This is a genomic window from Thauera sp. 63 (assembly GCF_000310165.2).
Taxonomy (GTDB): Bacteria; Pseudomonadota; Gammaproteobacteria; order Burkholderiales; family Rhodocyclaceae; genus Thauera; species Thauera humireducens.
The window spans coordinates 51962-71953 of record NZ_AMXC01000019.1; the positions used below are offsets into that span (position 1 = coordinate 51962).

The window sequence follows — 19992 nt, forward strand, 5'->3', positions numbered from 1 at the left end:
ACACCTCAGGCACCAATCCGCACGACCGTACGGCCCTTGACGCGACCCTGGACGAAATCATCAAAAGCGCCCGGCAACGCATCGAAGTCGATCACACGCGTGACCTTTGCAAGGTGGCGCGGCTTGAGGTCGGAGGCCAGACGGTCCCACACGCGCTGGCGGGTGGGGAAACCCATGTAGCCGGAATCGATGCCGAGCAGGCTGACCCCGCGCAGGATGAAGGGAAATACCGTGGTGTTGATGTTGAAGCTGGCGGCGTTGCCGATGCTCGCAACCGTGCCGGCCTGCTTCATCGTCGCCAGCACCCAGTGCAGGATCTGCCCGCCCACGTTGTCGACCGCCCCGGCCCACTGCGCAGCCTCGAGCGGGCGCACCTTGTCGAAGTCGATCTCGGCGCGCAGCTTGATCTCGGCTGCACCCAGTTCGCGCAGATAGTCGGCCTCGGACGCCTTTCCGGTAAGAGCGACCACGTGGTAACCGAGTTGCGACAGCATGTCGATGGCAAGACCGCCAACACCACCGGTCGCGCCCGTGACGATGACCGGACCGTTCGCGGGCGCAAGGCCGTTGTCTTCCATCCGCACCACGCCCAGCGCGGCGGTAAAGCCCGCCGTACCCAGCGCCATTGCCTCGAACAGGTCCAGCCCCGCGGGCAGTGGCACCACCCAGCCGGCGGGCACGCGTGCGTACTCTGCATAGCCGCCGTGATGCGCCACGCCGATGTCGAAGCTGGTCGCAATGACCTTGTCGCCCGCCTTGAAGCGCGCGTCCGTGCTGTCGACCACCTCGCCCGACAGGTCGATGCCACCCACGCACGGGAAGCGCCGGATGATCTTGCCCGCCCCCGTCGCCGCCAGCGCATCCTTGTAGTTGATGCTCGAGTAATGCACGCGAATCGTGACCTCGCCCTCGTCCAGCTGTTCGGGCGCAAGCGTCACCATGCGGCTGACGAGCTTCCTGTTCTCGTCCTGGTCGATCAGGTAGGCCTTGAACGGGCTCATGCAGGCAATCTCCTCGTGGCGTGACGCATTCGTTGCTTGTGCTGCGATTCAGCATGATTATAGCCACATCCCCGGTATGCCCCGTGGTGTCGCTGCGGGCCGCTTCAGTTCGCGCGCGTTTGGACGATAATCCGCGCAACCCATCCACTCAGGTCGCTGAACATGAGCCAGCTGGTATCGCCCCTGCCGACCGTCGACGACTATGTCGCCCACTTCTCGCACCAGCCGCTGCCGGTGCTGCGGCGGACCGTGCGCGAGCTCGACGCGCTGCGCGCCGACATGGACCGGGTGGGGGGCCGCCAGATCGCGGCCGTGGTCCTCAGCGACCCGCTGATGACGATGCGGCTGCTGACCCATCTCGAGACCCATCGCCGTCAGTCGCAGAACCACGACATCACGACGATCGAACGCGCCGTGATGATGCTGGGCGTGGATCCGTTCTTCCGTCTCTTCGATCAGCTCCCCACCGTCGAGGACGCGCTGAAGGCTTCGCCGCAGGCACTCTTGAAGGTGCTGCGCGTCATCGCGCGCGCCCGGCGCGCGGCCGATCTCGCGCGCGAGTTCGCGATCGCCCGTCATGATCTCGACGTGCAGGAGATCACCGTTGCCGCCGCGCTGCACGAAGCGACCGAGATCGTGTGCTGGATCTTCGCCCCCACGCTCACCGAGCGCGTCTATGCCTTGCAGCTGGCCGACCGCACGCTGCGCTCGGGGGACGCGCAGCGCCAGGTGTTCGGCGTCACCGCCGCCGAGATCCAGCTCGAGCTCATTCGCGCCTGGCGCCTGCCGGCGCTGCTGGTGCAACTCCTCGATCCCTCGCTCAAGGACGACCCGCGCGTGCGCACCGTCTTGCTCGCCACACGCACCGCCCGCCACCTTGCCCGTGGCTGGGACGACGCCGGCCTGCCCGACGACCTTGCCGACCTCGAAGCGCTGCTGCGCGTGCCGCGCGAGAGCCTGCTCGCACGGCTGGGCGCGCCCGAGGAAGCGCGCGCACGGCTGCTGGCGCCCCCCGAACCCGACTGAAGCGTTACCGCACGCACGCCGCAGCGTGCGCCATGCAACAGTCGTGGAACGTGAGCCCGTGTAGCATGTCGCTCTCAAATCCGGAGCCCATTCGATGAGCATCACCGCTGCAATCATTCTCGGCCTGGCCGCAGTGGCCCTGGCCTATGGCGTGCTGGTCTACAACGGCCTCGTGAGCCTCAAGCACAACGTCGCCAAGGCGTGGGCCAACATCGACGTGCTGCTCAAGCAGCGCCACGACGAGCTGCCCAAGCTGGTCGAGGTCTGCCGCCAGTACAAGCAGTTCGAGGAATCCACGCTGACCCGCGTCACCGAGGCCCGCGCCCGCGTCGCCCAGGCGCGCGAGGCGCATGATGTGTCCGCGCTGGGCGCTGCCGAAGGACTGCTGCGCGCCGGGCTGGGGCAGATCTTCGCCGTTGCCGAGGCCTACCCGGAGCTCAAGGCCAACGAGCACTTCATGCAACTGCAGACCCGCATCACCGCGCTCGAGAACGGCATCGCCGACCGGCGCGAGTGGTACAACGAGGCGGTCAATGTGCACAACGTGCGCATCGAGCAATTCCCCGATCTCATCATCGCGCGCATGTTCGGGTTCGACGCGCAGGCCCTGCTGCAATTCGCAACGGCCGAGAAGGCCGACGTGGACCTGAAGGCGCTCTTCAACGCCTGACCGACACCGGCGCCAGGGCCCGACACGCATGCTGGTTCGCCTCAGGCAGCGGCGGCTCGAAACCGTCCTGCCGCTGATCCAGTTCGCCGCGATTGCGCTCGCAGTCCATGCCGACACCGGCTGGGGCAGCGTCGCGGCACTGGCGGTCCTGCTGGCGACCGGGTTCTTCGGCTGGCTGCGCGCCATCCGCCACGCCCGCCTGATCGACGACACGCCCACGTCGCGGATCGCTTCGGCCGCACAAGGCTATGTGGAGTTGCGCGGCCGTGCGCAAGCGCTGGACGGCACCCCGCTGCTGTCGCCGGTCGATGGCCTGCCGGTGCTGTGGTACCGGGTGGTGACCGAGCGCAAGCGCAGCGACGGCAAGTGGCATCGCGTCTCGACCGACGAGAGCGACACGTCCTTCCTGCTCGAGGACGGCAGCGGCACGTGTGCCGTCGATCCCGAAGGCGCGGAGATGATGGTGGGGCGACGCGACGTCACCCTGCGCGGCGACACCCGCTACACCCAGCATGCGCTGATCCGCAACGACACGGTCTACGTGCTCGGCGACTTCACCACGATCGGCAGCATCGACCCGGACTTCAACGTTCGCGAGCAGGTGCGCGAACTGCTCGCGAGTTGGAAGAAGGACCACCCGCGCCTGCTCGAACGCTTCGATCTCGACGGCAATGGCGAACTGGACCTGCAGGAATGGGAGCTCGCCCGCCAGCAGGCCAGGCGCGAAGTCGAGCGCCGGCGCGACGAGGCCATGGCGGCGCCCGAAGCGCACCTCGTGCGCCGGCCCAGCGCTGGCCGCCTCTACCTGATCTCGGATTTCGACCCCGGGCGCATCGCCCGCCGCTATCGCTGGCTCGCGCTCTTCCACATCGTGCTGTTCCTCGCGGCCATCGCGGGCCTGGCCTGGTTCAGCCAGACCGGGATCATCTGATCCGGCTCAGGACGCCGCAGCGCGCGCCTCCAGCTCTTCCCAGCGCAGCATGGCCGCCTCGATCTCGGCCTCCAGCGCCTCCAGCCGGGCCTTGACCTGCGCGACTTCCTGCGGTGCCTGCTGGTAGAGGGCCGGATCGGCCATGCGCGCATGCAGCGCGCCCTGCTCCGCCTCCAGCGCCGCGATGCGGTCGGGCAGGGCCTCGAGCTCGCGCTTGTCGTTGAAGGACATCTTGGCGGGGCGGGCCGTCTTCGCCTCGGCAGCGCGCGGCTTGTCGACCGGCGCCGGGCTGCGCCGGGCACTTTCGCGCGCAGCGGCCTCCTCGGCGCGCGCCGCCTGCACGCGCTGCCAGTCGCCATAGCCGCCGGCGTACTCGCCCCAGACACCGTCGCCCTCGGCGGCGATGACCTGGGTGACGACGTTGTCGAGGAAGGCGCGGTCATGGCTGACGAGGAACAGCGTGCCGTCGTAGCCCGCCAGCAATTCCTCGAGCAGGTCGAGGGTCTCGATGTCGAGGTCGTTGGTCGGCTCGTCCAGCACCATCACGTTGGCCGGCCGCGCGAACAGCCGCGCCAGCAAGAGGCGGTTGCGCTCGCCACCGGACAGCGACTTGACTGGCGAGCGCGCGCGCTGCGGCGCGAACAGGAAGTCGCCGAGGTAGCCGATGACGTGCTTCTTCTCGCCTCCGATCTCGACGAAATCCGAGCCCGGGCTGATCACTTCGGTCAGCGGCAGTTCCGGATCGAGCTGGGCACGGAGCTGGTCGAAATAGGCCACGCTCTGGCGCGTGCCGCGCCGCACCGAACCCTCGTCGGGCTCGATGTCGCCGAGGATGAGCTTGAGCAGCGTGGTCTTGCCCGCGCCATTGGGGCCGATGAAGCCGATGCGGTCGCCGCGCAGGATGCGGGTGGAGAAGTCCCGCACCACCGTGCGGTCACCGTAGCGCTTGGAGACGTGGGTCAGCTCGGCCACCATCTGGCCGCTCTTCTCGCCGCGGTCGACCGCGAGACTGACGTTGCCGAGCCGGTCGCGCCGCGCCGCCCGCTCCCGCCGCAGGGCCTCGAGCCGTCGCACCCTGCCTTCGTTGCGGGTACGGCGGGCTTCCACGCCCTTGCGGATCCACACTTCTTCCTGCGCCAGAAACTTGTCGAAGCGCGCCGACGCCTTTTCCTCGGCCTCGAGCTCCTCGGCCTTGCGCCGCTGGTAGTCCGAGAACCGCCCCGGGTAGCTGGCAAGATGGCCGCGATCGAGCTCGATGATGCGGGTGGCCACGTTGTCGAGGAAGACGCGGTCGTGGGTGATGACGATGACGGCCCCCCGGAACTCGCGGATCAGCCCTTCGAGCCACAGGATGCCATCGAGGTCGAGGTGGTTGGTGGGCTCGTCCAGCAGCAGCAGGTCGGGTTCGGCCACCAGCGCGCGCGCCAGGGCCACGCGCTTGATGCCGCCGCCCGACAGGCTCGAAACCTTTGCCGCGGGATCGAGTCCGAGACGCGCCAGCATGTGCTCGACACGCTGGTTGAGGCGCCAGCCCTCGGCCGCCTCGACCGCGTGCTGCAATGCATCAAGGCGGGCCATGGCCTCGGCGCTGGCCTGCTCGGCCACCGCGAGCATCGCCGCATGGTATTCGACCAGCAGTTGCGCAGCCTCACCGAGGCCATCGGCCACGGTGCCGAAGACATCGCGCTCGAGATCGAAGTCGGGCTCCTGCGGCACGTACGCGGTCACCATGCCCGACTGGCGCCAGATCGTGCCATCATCCAGCACCGCCTGCCCCGCCAGCGCACGCAGCAGACTGGACTTGCCCGAACCGTTGCGCCCGATCAGGGCGACGCGCTCGCCGGGCTCGAGCTGGAAACCCACGTGGTCGAGCAGATCGACGTGCCCGAAGGCGAGACAGGCGTTATCAACGGACAGCAGGGGCATGGGAAAGAGTTGGCCAGGTCGGCCGGTGATGATTGAAACCGAATTTTAGCCGCCCACTGCGAATCAGGGCGGATTACCCGATAATGCACCGCACAATTGTCGTCATGTCGGCGACCAGCAACGTGTAGGAGCCGATGATCGATGGAAAGTACGCTTCAGCGCTTTGCGCATGCTGGCGAGGATCCGGTCGCCCTGTGGACCGCCCTCGTCGGCCGTCTGCGCCCCCCGCGCGCCAGCCAGATCGACAAGGCCAGCGAGAACCTGCGCACGCTCACGCACATCCTCGCACGCCGGACCGACCTGCTCGCCGACGTGCGCGCCTCCTTCCTCCGCCTGTTCGCCGAACGCAAACAGGTGTCGCTCTACGTTTCCTCGGGGCTCCTGCCCTCGACCGGCTTCTTCTCCGAAACCTCCAGCCGTATCTCGCGCCGCCTGCTGCCCGACGTACTCGACACCAGCTATCTGCGCGACATGGTGTCGGCGGTCTTTCACCGTGCGGACGATGAGATCTGGGTCAATGGCATCGCCGACGAGGTATGGCTCGACTTCCTCGCCACGCTGGTCGGCGAGGAAACGCCGATGGCCGAGATCGACGCCGGCCCCCTCCCCCCCGCCCTGGCGGAAATCCTCGAAGCCCTGCGGGTGCTGTCGTACCACGTCTCGGCGATCGGACTGGATCCCGAGCTGGTTCGCATCGACCCCAACCTCGAGGAATACGAGTCGCCCTTCCTCGCGCAGAACGCCGAACTCCTGACCTATCTCGAGCACTACAGCGCCTGGTGGACGACGCTCGGCGCGCTGGTGACCGACGACGCCCATCTCACGGTGATGCTCGCCCAGTGCGACGAGGTGCTGCAGCGGGTGCGCAAGCGCGCAACCAAGATCGGCACCAGCCTCACGCTCACCTTCAAGCTCGAGCGCCTGCGCCAGCATCTGGACCGCATCGACGAACTGGTGTCGATGCTGCAGGAGCTGCGCGAGCGCAGGATGTTGCAGGATGTGGCACCGCGCGCCGTGCGGCTGTTCAAGACCCTGGTGCGTGCGGAATGCCGCAAGAACCACCTGACCGACTACTGGGGCAAGAACGTCGAGATCCTGTCGCTGCGCATGACGGAAAGCGCGAGCAAGACCGGCGAGAAGTACATCACCAGCACGCGCAGCGAATACTTCGGCATCCTCGGCTCGGCCATGCTGGGCGGACTCATCATCGCCTGCATGGCGGGGATGAAGGTCGTGCTCGGCAAGCAAGGCCTGGCGCCGCTGAACGAGATGCTGGCTTTCTGCCTCAACTATGGCCTCGGTTTCGTGCTGATCCACGTCCTGGGCGGCACCGTCGCAACCAAGCAGCCCGCCATGACGGCCAACGCGATCGCCGCCTCGATCGGGGAGGCGCGCGGCCATACCCGCGACCTCGAAGCCCTGGCCGATCTCATCGCCCGCACGGTGCGCAGCCAGCTTGCGGCCATCCTTGGCAACATCGGCGTCGCGATCCCCGTGGCCATCCTGATCGGGCTGGCGATCCAGAGCACCACCGGCGCCCATTTCGTCACGCCCGAGAAGGCGCACGACCTGCTCGGCGAGGTCGATCCGCGCAGCGGCGCGCTGTTCTTCGCCGCGGTGGCGGGCGTGTGCCTGTTCCTGTCGGGGCTGATCGCGGGCTACTACGACAACCTGTCGGCCTACAACCGCATCCCCGAGCGGCTGCTGCAACTGCGCTGGCCACGCCGCCTGCTGGGCGAAGCACGCATGCTGCGCGTCGCAAGCTACGTCGAGAACAACCTCGGCGCGCTCGCCGGCAACTTCTTCTTCGGCTTCCTGCTCGGCGGTGCCACTGCGCTGGGCGTGCTGTTCGGCCTGCCGCTGGACATCCGCCACATCGCCTTCTCGTCCGCCTACGTGGGCTACGCGGCCACGGCACTCGACTTCTCGCTGCCGTGGCAGGCTGCGACGCTCGCCCTCGGGGGGGTGCTGCTGATCGGTCTGGTGAACCTCGCGGTCAGCTTCTCGCTGACGCTGTCGGTGGCGATGCGCGCGCGCCGCATCAGTTTCGCCCAAGGGCAGAACCTCGGCCGGCTGCTGCTGCAGCGCCTGCTGCGCCGGCCGCAGGACTTCCTGCTGCCACCGCTGCGCAACCCGGCGCCCGCGACAAGCCCCGCCGAGGCCAGCAAGGAAGCGCCCCTCACGGAAACGCGCGCCGCACTCACGGCCAGCCCCAAATCCGCCCCCGGCACTGCACCGGGCACCACCCCGCCTATTGGTGAGCCGCCGCCGAACGGCTAGAATGCGCGGCCTGCAGTCTCGTCATAGTTCAATGGATAGAACGGGCGCCTCCTAAGCGCCAGATCCAGGTTCGATTCCTGGTGACGAGGCCACTTCCCTCCGGTGCCGGCCACGATCCGGGTTCAGCGCACTCCCGAGAGCAGCCTGTTCACGTACTCCACCGGAATCGCGTAGCTGATCCCTGATGGATCCGACAGGACGTTTTCCTTGGTCGATTTGACGAAGACCATGTTCAGCACGCCGATCACCTCGCCGGTGCGCGGGTCGAACATCGGGCTCCCGCTGTTCCCGGGATAGGCAGTCGCATCGAGCTGGTAGACGCGGAACACGTCGTTGGCGAGACGGCGAACCAGGGCGGGGTTCAGATCGCGCGCCTTGCCCTGGGGGATGCCGATCGGCGTGATCGCCGAAATGAGCCCGCGGTGCGTGACCGGCGTCAGTCCGAGCACGGCACCGATCGGGAAACCGGTGAACGCGATCTCCTGCCCCTCCTGTGCACGCTCGTCCCGCGCCAGCGTCAGCGCCGGTAGCGGAGGACCGCCCTCGAGCCTCAGCACGGCCAGATCGCGTTCGCGGTCAGCGGCAATACGCGCGACCGGACGCGCCATGGCACTTTCGTCCTCCCCTGGCACTGCGATCACGAGCGCTTCCATCTTGTCTGTCGCCACGGTGTCCGGCAGCACATGCGCGTTGGTGACGATCAGGCGACCATCGCCAACGACGAATCCCGTCCCGCGGAACTGGAATGCGGGGCTACGCGTGCGCTGGTAGGTACCGACCGCCACGATGGACGGCTTGATGCGAGGAAGGACGCCGACCAGATCGGCCAGGGCCGGGCCCGGCACCATGGCGGTCGCAACCACCGCAGAGGCTGCAAGCAACAGGCGACGGCGAACCGTCCGGAGCCCCCCGCGGGGCGTCGTGTCGTTCATGTCTCGTGATCCTCCTGGCTCGCCAGCCGCAAGGTGCGCAACATCGGGCTAGGGGCCACCACGCTGCGGTCGTAGGGATGCCGGTCCTGGCCGACATGACGAAGGATGCGCTCGACGTAGGCGCGGGTCTCGCGGTAAGGCGGCACGCCGCGGAACCGATCGACCGCCCCTTCCCCCGCGTTGTATCCCGCCGCGACCAGCGCCACCTCCCCTTCGAAATAGGCCAGCAGCCAGCGCAGGTAGGTCAGGCCACCACGGATGTTCTGCTCGGGATCGTAGGGCCGCGTGACGTTGAAACGCTCGGCCGTTTCCGGGATGAGCTGCATGACGCCCATTGCGTTCTTCGGCGACAGCGCATTCGGATTGAGCGCCGATTCGGTCAGGCCGATCGCCAGCGCGAGCGCGGGCTCCACGCCGTACTTCGGCGCGAGCTCCGCCAGCAGGCGGGCTACAGCCTGGCGCTCGGCCGGCAGTCGCGCAATCAGGCCTTCGACCGGCCAGCGCTGCTGCAGGATCTCGGACGGCGTGTGCAGGCATGCCGGCACCGCACCGGTGTAGTCGCCCATGTAACGCTGGATGCGCGCGGCATGCTCGTTACCGAGAAAGGCCGCCATGCCAAAGAGCGTGTTGGCGTAAGCATCGTTACGCTCCACTCCGCGCCCGTTGGCATAGATCCAGCCCAGTGCGTACATGCCTTCCGCATCGCCGAGACGAGCCGACTCGCAATACAGCCGCGCGGCATAGGGCTGGTCACGCGGCACACCCTCGCCATGTTCGTAGCCGAGGGCTTCGCGTGCGAGGTAGCGGGCCTGCTCGGCAAACGCCTGGGCAACCCGATCGCGGTCGTCAGACCGCGCAGACGCCGGCATCAGCGACAAGGTGATGGCAGCCAGCGACACCGCCGTGCGCAGCTTGCGCGGTAGCGCACCGGACCTGCGTCGAAGCGGGGACTGTCGTCGTGCCATGACTACCTCACCGGTTTACCTCGTCAGAGGCGCCAGACGACCGCCCCCGCTGCGGACAAGGCGGCCGGGTCGTACGACGATTTTACGTCCGCAAACACGCCACCGCTCGAAAGTTTCTCGAGCAGTTTCGGCATCGGCATGGAGAGGTACTGATGATGGGCGACCGCCGCGACGATCGCCTGTACCTTCGGCAAGGCTTCCCAGGGCGTGAGATCGACGCCGTACTCATGCACCGCTTCCGCCGGCGAAGCGACGGGATCATGCACGTGGACCTTGCAGCCATAGCTCTGCAGCTCGCGAATGACGTCGATGACCTTGCTGTTGCGCAGATCCGGGCAGTCTTCCTTGAAGGTCAGGCCCAGCACCAGCACGTCCGCGCCCTTGATGCTGGAACCGGCGGCAATCATCTGCTTGACCGTCTGCTCGGCGACGTACTTGCCCATGCTGTCGTTGATGCGGCGGCCGGCGAGGATGACCTGCGGGTGGTAGCCCAGCATGTCGGCCTTGTGCGTGAGGTAGTACGGATCGACGCCGATGCAGTGCCCGCCCACCAGGCCGGGGCGGAACGGCAGGAAGTTCCATTTCGTGCCGGCGGCCTTGAGCACTTCCAGCGTGTCGATTCCGATCTTGTGGAAGATCACGGCGAGCTCGTTCATCAGCGCGATGTTGAGGTCGCGCTGGGTGTTCTCGATCACCTTTGCGGCCTCGGCCACCTTGATGGAACTTGCCGGATAGACCCCGGCCGTGATCACGGCACCGTAGATGCGCTTCACGACCTCGAGCGTCTCGGGGGTATCGCCCGACACGACCTTGACGATGCGGGTGACGGTGCGCTCCTTGTCGCCCGGGTTGATGCGTTCGGGCGAGTAGCCGACGAAGAAGCCCTCCTTCCATTTCAGGCCCGACTCGCGCTCGATGATCGGGATGCAGACCTCTTCGGTCGCGCCCGGATAGACGGTGGATTCAAAGACGACGATGGCGCCGCGCTTGATGTGGCGGCCGACGGTTTCGGATGATTTCACCAGCGGCGTGAAGTCGGGCTGGTGCGCGTCATCCACCGGGGTCGGCACGGCAACGACGATGAAATCCGCCTCGGCGATCACCGACGGATCGGTATGGCAGCTCAGCTGGGTCGCGGCACGCAGATCCTCGGACGAGACTTCGCCGGTGGGGTCATAGCAATCGCGGTACGCGGCCACCTTCTCCGCAGAGAGGTCGAAGCCGACCGTCTTGTACTTCTTGCCGAACTCCACGGCAAGCGGCAGGCCGACGTAGCCCAGCCCGATGACGGCGATCGTGGTCATGATGTTCTTCCTTGTGTTTCGGTGTTTTCAGATGTGCGGGTTCGGTTCAGAGGGTGCCGAGCAGATCGGTCGCGTCCTTGTGCAGCGGCGTACCGGCCTGCGCCTTCGCCAGCACGGCGTCGAGCTCCCGACGCGCGTCATCCTTGCGCCCCGCCCCGGCATAGGATCTCGCCAGGTTGAGCCGCAGCGGCAGCAGGTCCGGCGCGAGCGACACGGCCTTCTGCAGGTTGGCCAGGCCCTTCTCGGTCTGTCCGCGGTCGATCTGGATCATGCCCAGGGTATCGAGGATCGCAGGATTCTCCGGAGCCAGCTCGTGTGCCAGCTCGGCATACGAGAGCGCCTTCGGATCCTTCGTCTGGCTCGACGCCCAGGCCAGGTTGTTCAGTACCAGCGGGTTGCGCGGCGAGATCTCGTCCATCGCGCGGAACATGGCGACGGCGTCCGCGTAGCGACGCTCGGCCAGCGCACGCTCGGCGACATAACCACGCATCGAGAGATCCTTGGGCTGCTGGCGCAGCCAGTCCACGACGAGCTTGTCGGCATCGGCCTTGCGTTCGGCGCGCAACAAGGTGGCATGCAGCCGGACCGCCACGTCGCCTCCGGCCTTGCGCTCGAGCGCGCGACGATACGCCGTCACGGCTTCGCCCAAGCGGTTGGCGTTGATCTGGATCTCGGCTTCGAGGATGTGGCCGGCCGGGGCTTGCGCATGCTGCTTCTGCACGTCGCGCGCGATCTTCAGCGCACCGTCGCGATCGCCCCTCTCGAGCAGCAGCCCGGCAAGGCGTTGCTGGACGTCGAGGGCATCCGGGCGGACGCCCAGCGCCTTGCGCAACACCTGCTCGGCAGCGGCATTGTCCTTGGCGCCAAGATGCACGTCGGCCAGCATCAGCAGCGGAACCGTCGACTGCGGGCGCAGCCCGGCGAGCTTGTTCAGCGAGGAGATGGCCTGCTGGGTATCGCCGCTGGCCATCTGCGCGCGCGCCAGCATCTCGACGGCGCGCACGTCATTCGGGTACGCCGCGCCCGCCCGCTGCGCGGTGGCGAGCGCCTTCGGGAAATCGCGGTTGCGCAGATGATGCTGGACGATCGCCAGCGCCGGCGCCAGGGTGCCGGGCGCGGCCGCCTCTGCGCGCTCGAGCGTCGCCAGCACGTCTGCCGGTGATGCCCCGGTGGCAGACTGCAACTCCGCCAGCGCCAGACGCGCTTCGGCATTCTTGTCGTTGCGATCGGCCAAGGCCCGCACCCGCGCAAGCGCATCCTGCGGCTTCTTCTCGGCCAGATCGATGCGGGCGAGGTTGAGCACGGCGGCCAGGTAGTCGGGGTTGATCGCCAGCGCCTTGTCGAACGCCGCGCGGGCTGCAACCAGATCCTGCTTTGCGAGCATGACCCCGCCGCGCAGGTTGTGCACCAACGGGTTGTTCGGTTGCTTCGCCTCCAGCTGAGCCTGCGCCGCCAGCGCCTTGTCCGCATCCCCGCGGCGCAGATGCGCCGCCACCAGCGCCAGATCAGCCTGGATGGCCTCCTGATCCATCGCCGAGGCGCTCGAGAAGTCGGCGAAGGCGCCTTGCGCATCACCGCCGAGCAGACGCGCAACGCCCAGCCGCAGGCGTGCGCGCGGGTCTTCCGGCGCGGCCTTGGCCGCGCGCTGCAGGAATTCCTCTGCGCGTTCAGCATCGCCGTTGGCCAGAAAGACCTGGCCGGCGAGCCCGAGCAGGCGCGGATCGTTGATGGGTCGGTCCAGAAGTGGCTGCAGCAGTTCCTGCGCGCGCGCCCCCTCGCCCGAGGACAGGTGGGACAGGATCAGCAGGCTGCGGGCAAGGGTCTGCCCCGGCGCCCGGCTGAGGACCGCATTGAGGTAGCTGCGGGCCTGCGCCTGGTCATTGAGGCGCAGCAACACCGTGCCCGCCAGCAACTGGGCGGGAAGGTAGTCCGGCGTCTGCTTGAGCACCTGCATCACGCCGTCACGCGCTTCGGTCAGCCGATTAGCACGCAGGTCGATGAAGGCCTGGAGGTAACGGGTCGAAGGATGCCCGGGCGCAACCTTCTTCATTGCCTCGAAACGGGCAATGGCGTCGTCCTGACGCTCGAGCTGGAACAACTGCGACACCAGGGCATAGTGGTAAGCGATGGCATCGGGGCGGAGACGAAGCGCTTCCTCGAGCGCCTTCACGCTTTCATCGGGCTTGCCCTGGAACTGCAGTACCTCCGCCAGCGCCGCCTGGGCATCGGCGAACTGCGGTTTTCCGGCAACCAGCTTCCGTGCAGTCTCCTCCGCCTTCGCGGCCTCTCCGCTGAACAGCTGGGCCCGCACCAGACCAATCGCTGAGGCCTCGTCGTCGGCATGCAAGGCCAGCGCGGCTTCGAACGCCTTGCGCGCTTCGGCGACGTTGGCCTTGCCCATGTGCGCATCGCCGATGGCGCCCAGCAGGCTGGCCTGGCCCACGGGGTCCGAAAGGCGCTCGGCAGCGAAATCCGCCAGCACACGATCGAACTCCGCCGCGCGCACGCGCGCACGCGCTAGCAGCGGGATGACCCGCTCGCGCGGATAGCCGAGATCGAGCGCACGCTGCAGTTCCTTGGCCGCCCCCGGAACGTCCCCCTGCTCGAGGTTGACCTTGCCGAGCAGGAACCGGGCCTCGGCCAGGTTCGCGTTCTCCTGAAGGGCGTTCTTGAGCTGGATGCTGGCCGCGTTCAGATCGTCCTTCGCCAGATATCCCTTCGCCGAGTCGAGCATCTGCTCGGGGCTCTCACCGCAGCCCGACAGAAGCAGCGCGGACAGCAGGGTCGCGGCGAGCCCACTCTTGCGACGACTCCAGTGCTGCGACGACAGGTCCTTGGTGTTGCTGCTCACGATCCGTTCTCCTTCTTCAGGCCAAAGCGATTCATCAAGTCATACAGCGACGGGCGACTCACGCCGAGGATCTCGGCGGCACGCGCAATGTTGTTGTTGGTGCGCGCCAGCACGCGCAGGACGGCCCTGCGCTCCGCCTCGTCGCGCACCTGCCGCAGATTCAGACGCTCCAGATCCTCCTCCACGGCCTGAAGGCCAAGGTCGTCGGCGGTAATGCGGTTGCCGTCGGCCATGATCACCGCCCGCTTCAGGCAGTTCTCGAGTTCGCGCACGTTGCCGGGCCACGGGTGCGCCTCGATGGCAGCGAGCGCGTCATCGGTCAGCGTCATGCTGCCACGCGCGTTCTCACGGGCGAAGCGCTGCACAAAGGCATGTGCAAGCAGTGCCGCGTCGCCTTCGCGATCACGCAGCGGCGGGATATCGACGACGATCTCCGCCAGGCGGTAGTAGAGGTCCTCGCGAAACAAGCCGGCCCTGATCTGATCCTTGAGATCACGATGGGTCGCGCACACGATGCGTACATCGACTGGAATTTCCTCGCGACCGCCGATGCGCTCGATCACCCGCTCCTGCAGGAAACGCAGCAGCTTGGCCTGCAGCGGCATCGGCAGGTCGCCGATTTCGTCGAGGAACAAGGTACCCTTGTGCGCCGTCTCGATCTTACCCAGGGTCTGCTTGACGGCGCCGGTGAACGCGCCCTTCTCGTAACCGAACAGCTCGCTCTCGAGCAAGGTATCGGGGATCGCCGCGCAGTTGATCGCGACGAAACGTTCATTCGCGCGCTGCGACAACGCATGCAGGCCACGCGCCAGCACTTCCTTGCCCGTGCCGCTCTCGCCCAGCAGCGCAACCGTCACCGAGGCGCCCGCGACCTTCTCGATGGTGCGGCCGATCTTCAGCATCCCCGGGTCCCGGGTCAGCAAGCCGGACAGCGGGCTCGCGCTGAGCGCGGCCAGGCGCACATTCTCGGCCTGCAGGTCATGCATGCGAAAGGCTCGCTCGATGGTCAACGCGAGCAGTTCAGGCTCGAAGGGCTTGGCGAAGAAGTCATATGCGCCCAGTCCCACGGCCTTCACCGCGTTCTCGCGGTCGTGCTGACCGGTGAGCACGATGACCTTGGTATCCGGAGCCAGCGCGAGCATCTCGCGCAACAGCGCGAAGCCCTCGGTGACATCGTCGGGCGCTGGCGGCAGCCCCAGGTCCATGGTCACAACCGCAGGCTCGTGGCGACGCAGTTGCGCAATCGCACTTTCGCGATCGTCGGCAACAACCGTCTCGCAGGAGTCGAATGCCCACCGCATCTGCTTCTGCAACGCGGGATCGTCCTCCACGATCAATAGCGTTCGCTGCTTATCCGGCATGGATTTCACTGGCTCCGTCTTGAATTGTGTCCCGCGCCAGCGTGGCGCGCGGCAGCTGTATGGTCACACGTGTTCCGCGGCCGACCTCGCTTTCGAATTGGAGATCGCCGCCAATCTCGTTCAGGTACTGCCGGGTCTCGAAGACTCCGATGCCCATTCCGCTGGACTTCGTCGTCTGGAACGGACGCGACAGCCGGTCGCGCAGAAAGTCAGCCGACATGCCACAGCCCGAGTCCTCGACCACGATGCGCAAGCATACGTCATCCGCCGCCTCGAGTCTGACCCGGATCTCGCCGCTCGCTTCCGTTGCATCGATCGCGTTCTGGACGACATGGCCCACGATCCGTTCCAGGCGCTCCGGATGCGCCTTCGCCTGGGCCTGCTGCTCCGCGGGCTCGAGCAATTCGACTTGCGGCAACTGGCCGCGCTTCGACTGGCAGACATTGCGCAGGATCTGCACCACGTCCACGACACGCGGCGGATCGATCGGCCGCTTCTCCTGCAACTGAAGCATCAAGCCCCGCATCCGGCCCTCGACATGCGCCACCGTCTCCAGCATGTCCTTCTGAAACTCCGGATTGCTCCAGTGCCGCTCCGCATTCTTGAGCATCAGCGACAGTTGCGCGACGAGATTCTTCAGGTCATGGACAACAAACGCGGACATGCGATTGAAGGAGTCGAACTTCCGCGCCTCGAGCAGTGCCTCGGCCGCGAGCATCCTCTCCAGGTAGCCTGCGGCTTGGCGCTGCGCGGTCTTCAGCAGGTCGAGCACCTCCCAGTCGATCTCGAAGGGCGCCCGCGGCAGCGAGAGGACAACGAATCCGACCAGCGTTTCCGAACTCTTGAGCGGAATCACCAGCCAGGCGTCTCCCAGCGTCGACAGCCATTCGGGCAGCACCAGCCCTCCATAGGGCTGCGGCCTGACGCGATACTCCTCCAGGTTGATCACCCATTCCCGATCACTCAGAAAGCGGCAGAGCTCCGACTGCTCGGTTTCGGCAACATCCACCAGCGGCCGGTTCAGGCGGGCGAAGGGCACGAACTTCCCATAGCTGTCGCGGAGCCACAGGACGCCCCCTGGACTCTCGACCAGATCGGACAGCGCCTTGATCACTGACTGCCCGAGATCCAGACCCTTCCCCGCCATGGCGAGAGCCTGCGTGAAGCGCAGCCACTCATTGCGATAATCATAGCGGTATGAGAACAGGTGCTTGCTGAGAAAGACCTTCAACCGGGCGCGTTGCGAACCGGAGAACAGCAGCGCGCCCAGGAGGACAAGGCCGGCAAACAAGAGCGAGAGTTGCAGCGCCCTGCCCCAGTCGCCGCCAAAGTAACGCACGTAGTACGCCACCGCGGCAATGACCAGCAGGTAAGCGCCCGCCGCGGCAAGCGCAGTCGAATGGAACACCATCTCCCGCGACATCGCCATGCGCAACGTCCACGACGGATTGCGCGAGCCCGACAGTGCGATGAGCGGGATCAGCGTCGCGTGCGCGAGCCCGCGCACCGCCCACACGTCCCCGTCGATGCGCGAGAAGAGCGTCGCATCGGCAAACAGATAGAGTTCGAATATGTAGCCGGCACCAAGCGCAATGCAGAGCGGCTTGATCCCCCAGCGCGAAGCCCCGGGCAGGGCGCGATAGAGATGCTCGACCAGGATCAGCCCGACCACTGCATGTGCAAGCCAGGCGACCAGCACCGGGCGCATCGCCGCCCCCTGGAAGTCACCGAAAAACTCGGCGATCAGGCCCAGCACCTGGCCAAGGACGGTACAGGCGGCGAGGATGGCCGGCCAGCGCATGCGCCCCGGCCATAGGGGGCGCATCAACACAATCAGGAACAGAAACCAGGCGCCACCCCGGGCAACATCCAGCACCATGCTGCCCCAGGCCAGGACACCGCTGGAAACATGCGCGCTTGCCATTCCCCCAAGCGCCCAGAGAAAGGAACTGACGACTGCGACGAACAGCAGTCCGCCGGGCAGACCACCGCGCCAGGCAAAGAAAACGTAGAGGGCGAACAGGAAGAAGGCTAGCGCCGCGAAACCGTATCCCCAGAATGCGACGTCAGCCACTTACAACTCCCTGAGCCATTGCCCTGCCTGCCTTTGCGCCGTCCACGCCCTCCAGCGCGTCAACCGCCTCTCGCCTTCAATGCGCGCCCTCACCCGTCAGCACGACGCGGACCGTTTCAAAAAGCACGAGGGTATCGAGGATGAGCGTGTGATTCTTGACGTAATAAAGGTCGTACTGCAGCTTCTCGATCGCATCATCGACCGATGCGCCGTACTGGTACCTGACCTGCGCCCAACCCGTTACACCAGGCTTGACGCAGTGCCGGACGTTGTAGAAAGGAATCTCGCGGGCCAGTTGATCCACAAAGAACGGACGCTCGGGCCGCGGCCCGACCAGGCTCATGTCACCCACGAGTACGTTGAACAACTGCGGCAGTTCATCGATACGCAACTTGCGGATGATCCGCCCGACCCGTGTGACACGGTCATCGTTCGACGTCGCCCACCGGGGCTTTCCATCCTTCTCCGCGTCCCGCCGCATACTGCGGAACTTGATCACGCGAAACACGCGCCCCCCAAAACCGACCCGCTCCTGCCGATAGAAAACGGGCGCTCCGTCCTCGATCACGATCAACAAAGCCGTGACGAGCATCAACGGAAGCGACATCAGCAGCAGGATCAGCGCCACCACGATGTCGAACAGGCGCTTGACGCAGGTGCGTGCCAACCCCTGGCGGAAACCATCCCCATAGATCAACCAGCTCGCCCTGAACGATTCGAGACGCACCTGTCCCTGCACCCGCTCAAAGAACGACGACAGATCGACGATTCGAACCCCCGCAAGCTTGCAGTCGAGCAACTCCCTGATCGGCAGGACGCCACCCCTGCGTTCGCGCACGGCCACGACGACCTCATTCACCCGCAACTCGCGCACGATATCCAGCAACCCGCGGGGAGCGAGAACCTGCCGAGGATCAACCTCCGGCCTTTCGTCACTGCCCGCACGCAGGAAACCAACGACCTCGACACTCTTCTGCAGCGGGCGGGTGAGATCCCGGTAAACCGTCGCGGCGTCCTTGCCCGTACCAATGATGAGCACGCGTGGTGCAAACAGCCCCGAGGCCTGGCGCTGATTGACGATCCCCCTCATCAGCAGCGTCGAACTTAGCAACAGCACAACACTCCACTGCAGTGAATGCGGCGCCAGGTCCGCCCACGGCAGAAGCCCGAACACCGCATAGGCAACAGGCACACTCACTACGAGCGATAGCGCTACGCGCGCGAAAGCCTGCCGCGAACTACGCTGCAATACAGGCCTGTACAAGCCCATCGCGGTGTTCAGACCGACCATCAACAATGCGAAAGTGAGCGCGGAGGGTGTGAACACCATCCACTCGGGGCCACCCGGTCCAGCCAACAGACCAACTGCAAGCAGCACCACGACAAAGAGCAGCACGGCATCAAAAAGCACCTGTTGCAGTGTGTGCGACGGAAAATAGTGGCTGAAGACCTTCAGCATGCTTTACCCCTGTTGCCTCGTCATAACGGAACGCAGGTTGTGCCCAACACGGAGGCATTCAACGACCTTACCTTATCCGAGAACGGACTTTACGCCCGTTAAGCCGGTCACGGGCAAATGGCGTCCGCCAAGCCCGAAATTCACGTTTTTTCAGCGCTTTAGCAGCTGTGCGCAAAATTCCGCATCTTCAAAATAAATGCCATTTACACACTCACACGACGACCTACAGTTCCCAGTCTTGGGGCAATCGGAGCACCCGCGCCCTTCAGGCAAACCGCGTGCGCGACACCGAGCCTTCCCGTCAACCTAGCAGCGACGCATTACCGACACTTGAATCCGCTATAGTGCCGGTACCTTAAGCCCAGTCCGACTCCACTAGCATTTTTCGAGGTATCTATTATGAATGAGACCACGCGTGACTTCACCGAACTGTACGGACATTCTTTCGAAGAACTGCAGATCGGCATGTCTGCGTCGCTTTCGCGCACAGTTTCCGAGGCCGATATCCTGATGTTTGCCGGCGTGTCCGGCGACACCAATCCCGTACATCTCGATGCCGAGTTCGCCGCAAGCACAATGTTCGGCGAGCGTATCGCGCACGGGATGTTCTCCGCAGGTTTGATCTCCGCCGTCTTTGGCACGAAGCTTCCGGGTCCCGGGTGCATCTATCTGTCGCAGAGCCTGAAGTTCAAGGCGCCGGTCAAGGTCGGACAGACCGTCGTGGCAAAGGTGACCGTGAAGGAGTTGAAAGCGGAGAAGCGCCGCGCCGTGTTTTCGACCGTATGCACGTGCGGATCGACGGTGGTACTCGACGGCGAGGCGGAAATCATGCTCCCTGCGCGTGGATGAGGGAGTAAGAGGAGGCTGCTGCCTGTGTTGATCACGGGCGGCGGCTTGCGCGCGCTGTAAGCACCCGGCGAACCCGTCTTGCCGTTTCGCTCAGGCGCAGGCGACCGGCTGCCAGCGATGCGGCAGCAACTCCCCAATCCTGCTGTAGGGCTGCGTCGGCAGCCGTTCGAGCACATCCTTGAGATACGCAAAGGGCTCGTGGCCGTTGAGCCGCGCGGACTGGATCAGGCTCATGATCGCAGCGGCACGCTGGCCCGCCCGCAGGCTCCCGGCGAACAGCCAATTCTTGCGCTTATGCCAACCTTTGCATAAGCGCAATTATGCGCGGCCCTCGATTATGCAAGCCCTTCGGCCTCGAGTGCG

14 protein-coding genes, 1 tRNA gene and 1 pseudogene are annotated in these 19992 nt (G+C 65.9%); 6 read left to right on the forward strand and 10 right to left on the reverse strand.

Translation table 11 applies throughout. The features are described 5' to 3' along the window. Window positions 1-5: 5 nt before the first annotated feature. Window positions 6-1001: an oxidoreductase gene (locus C664_RS14585; RefSeq protein WP_004262825.1), complete on the reverse strand. Its 996-nt coding sequence runs from the start codon at window positions 999-1001 to the stop codon at window positions 6-8. 162 nt (window positions 1002-1163) lie between these two features. Between C664_RS14585 and C664_RS14590 the strand changes: the two genes are divergently transcribed. From C664_RS14590 to C664_RS14600, 3 genes are all read left to right on the forward strand, one after another. Continuing rightward, window positions 1164-2027 carry an HDOD domain-containing protein gene (locus C664_RS14590; protein WP_004262829.1) on the forward strand — a complete coding sequence of 288 codons (864 nt, stop codon included), beginning with the start codon at window positions 1164-1166 and terminating at the stop codon, window positions 2025-2027. 94 nt (window positions 2028-2121) lie between these two features. Next, complete coding sequence (locus tag C664_RS14595) at window positions 2122-2697, forward strand: LemA family protein (protein WP_004262833.1); 576 nt, start codon at window positions 2122-2124, stop codon at window positions 2695-2697. A 28-nt stretch (window positions 2698-2725) separates the two neighbouring features. After that, entirely contained in the window at window positions 2726-3628 is a 903-nt protein-coding gene (locus C664_RS14600) for a hypothetical protein (protein WP_004262837.1), read from the forward strand. Between the two features lie 6 nt (window positions 3629-3634). On the opposite strand, the gene C664_RS14605 is transcribed toward C664_RS14600, so the two are convergent. Further along, on the reverse strand, window positions 3635-5554 hold the full coding sequence (locus C664_RS14605) for an ATP-binding cassette domain-containing protein (protein WP_004262841.1): 1920 nt from the start codon (window positions 5552-5554) through the stop codon (window positions 3635-3637). 141 nt (window positions 5555-5695) lie between these two features. On the opposite strand from C664_RS14605, the gene C664_RS14610 reads away from it, so the two are divergent. After that, window positions 5696-7834 (forward strand): site-specific recombinase, encoded by a 2139-nt coding sequence (locus C664_RS14610; RefSeq protein ID WP_004262844.1) that lies wholly within the window; start codon window positions 5696-5698, stop codon window positions 7832-7834. Window positions 7835-7851: 17 nt separating this feature from the next. Beyond that, window positions 7852-7926 (forward strand) — tRNA-Arg (locus C664_RS14615). Window positions 7927-7956: 30 nt separating this feature from the next. Here the strand turns inward: C664_RS14615 and C664_RS14620 are convergent. The 7 genes from C664_RS14620 to C664_RS14650 all read right to left on the reverse strand — a co-directional run bounded on the left by C664_RS14620 (window position 7957) and on the right by C664_RS14650 (window position 18780). After that, the gene (locus C664_RS14620; RefSeq protein WP_004262846.1) at window positions 7957-8766 is read right to left on the reverse strand and encodes a S1 family peptidase; all 810 of its coding nucleotides are present in this window, start codon (window positions 8764-8766) and stop codon (window positions 7957-7959) included. Next, a complete protein-coding gene (locus C664_RS14625; protein WP_004262848.1) occupies window positions 8763-9731 on the reverse strand; it encodes a lytic transglycosylase domain-containing protein in 969 nt (322 codons plus the stop codon). The genes C664_RS14620 and C664_RS14625 overlap by 4 nt, the downstream gene beginning before the upstream one ends. A gap of 23 nt (window positions 9732-9754) precedes the next feature. After that, window positions 9755-11035, reverse strand: a complete 1281-nt coding sequence (locus tag C664_RS14630) for a nucleotide sugar dehydrogenase (protein ID WP_004262851.1) — start codon at window positions 11033-11035, stop codon at window positions 9755-9757. A gap of 46 nt (window positions 11036-11081) precedes the next feature. Next, the gene (prsT, locus tag C664_RS14635) at window positions 11082-13886 is read right to left on the reverse strand and encodes an XrtA/PEP-CTERM system TPR-repeat protein PrsT (protein ID WP_004262854.1); all 2805 of its coding nucleotides are present in this window, start codon (window positions 13884-13886) and stop codon (window positions 11082-11084) included. Beyond that, the gene (gene prsR / locus C664_RS14640; protein WP_038011976.1) at window positions 13883-15247 is read right to left on the reverse strand and encodes a PEP-CTERM-box response regulator transcription factor; all 1365 of its coding nucleotides are present in this window, start codon (window positions 15245-15247) and stop codon (window positions 13883-13885) included. The genes prsT and prsR overlap by 4 nt, the downstream gene beginning before the upstream one ends. Further along, window positions 15237-17321, reverse strand: coding sequence for an XrtA/PEP-CTERM system histidine kinase PrsK (prsK, locus tag C664_RS14645; RefSeq protein ID WP_004262860.1), 2085 nt, complete (start codon window positions 17319-17321; stop codon window positions 15237-15239). Before prsK ends, prsR begins: the two co-directional genes overlap by 11 nt. 76 nt (window positions 17322-17397) lie before the next feature. Beyond that, window positions 17398-18780, reverse strand: coding sequence for a TIGR03013 family XrtA/PEP-CTERM system glycosyltransferase (locus C664_RS14650; RefSeq protein WP_004262864.1), 1383 nt, complete (start codon window positions 18778-18780; stop codon window positions 17398-17400). Between the two features lie 399 nt (window positions 18781-19179). Here C664_RS14650 and C664_RS14655 point away from each other — a divergent pair, with 399 nt between their 5' ends. After that, window positions 19180-19629: a MaoC family dehydratase gene (locus C664_RS14655; protein WP_004262867.1), complete on the forward strand. Its 450-nt coding sequence runs from the start codon at window positions 19180-19182 to the stop codon at window positions 19627-19629. 90 nt (window positions 19630-19719) lie between these two features. Here C664_RS14655 and C664_RS14660 read toward each other — a convergent pair. Then, window positions 19720-19920, reverse strand: a pseudogene (locus C664_RS14660) (transposase domain-containing protein); the annotation flags it as partial. Window positions 19921-19992 lie beyond the last annotated feature (72 nt).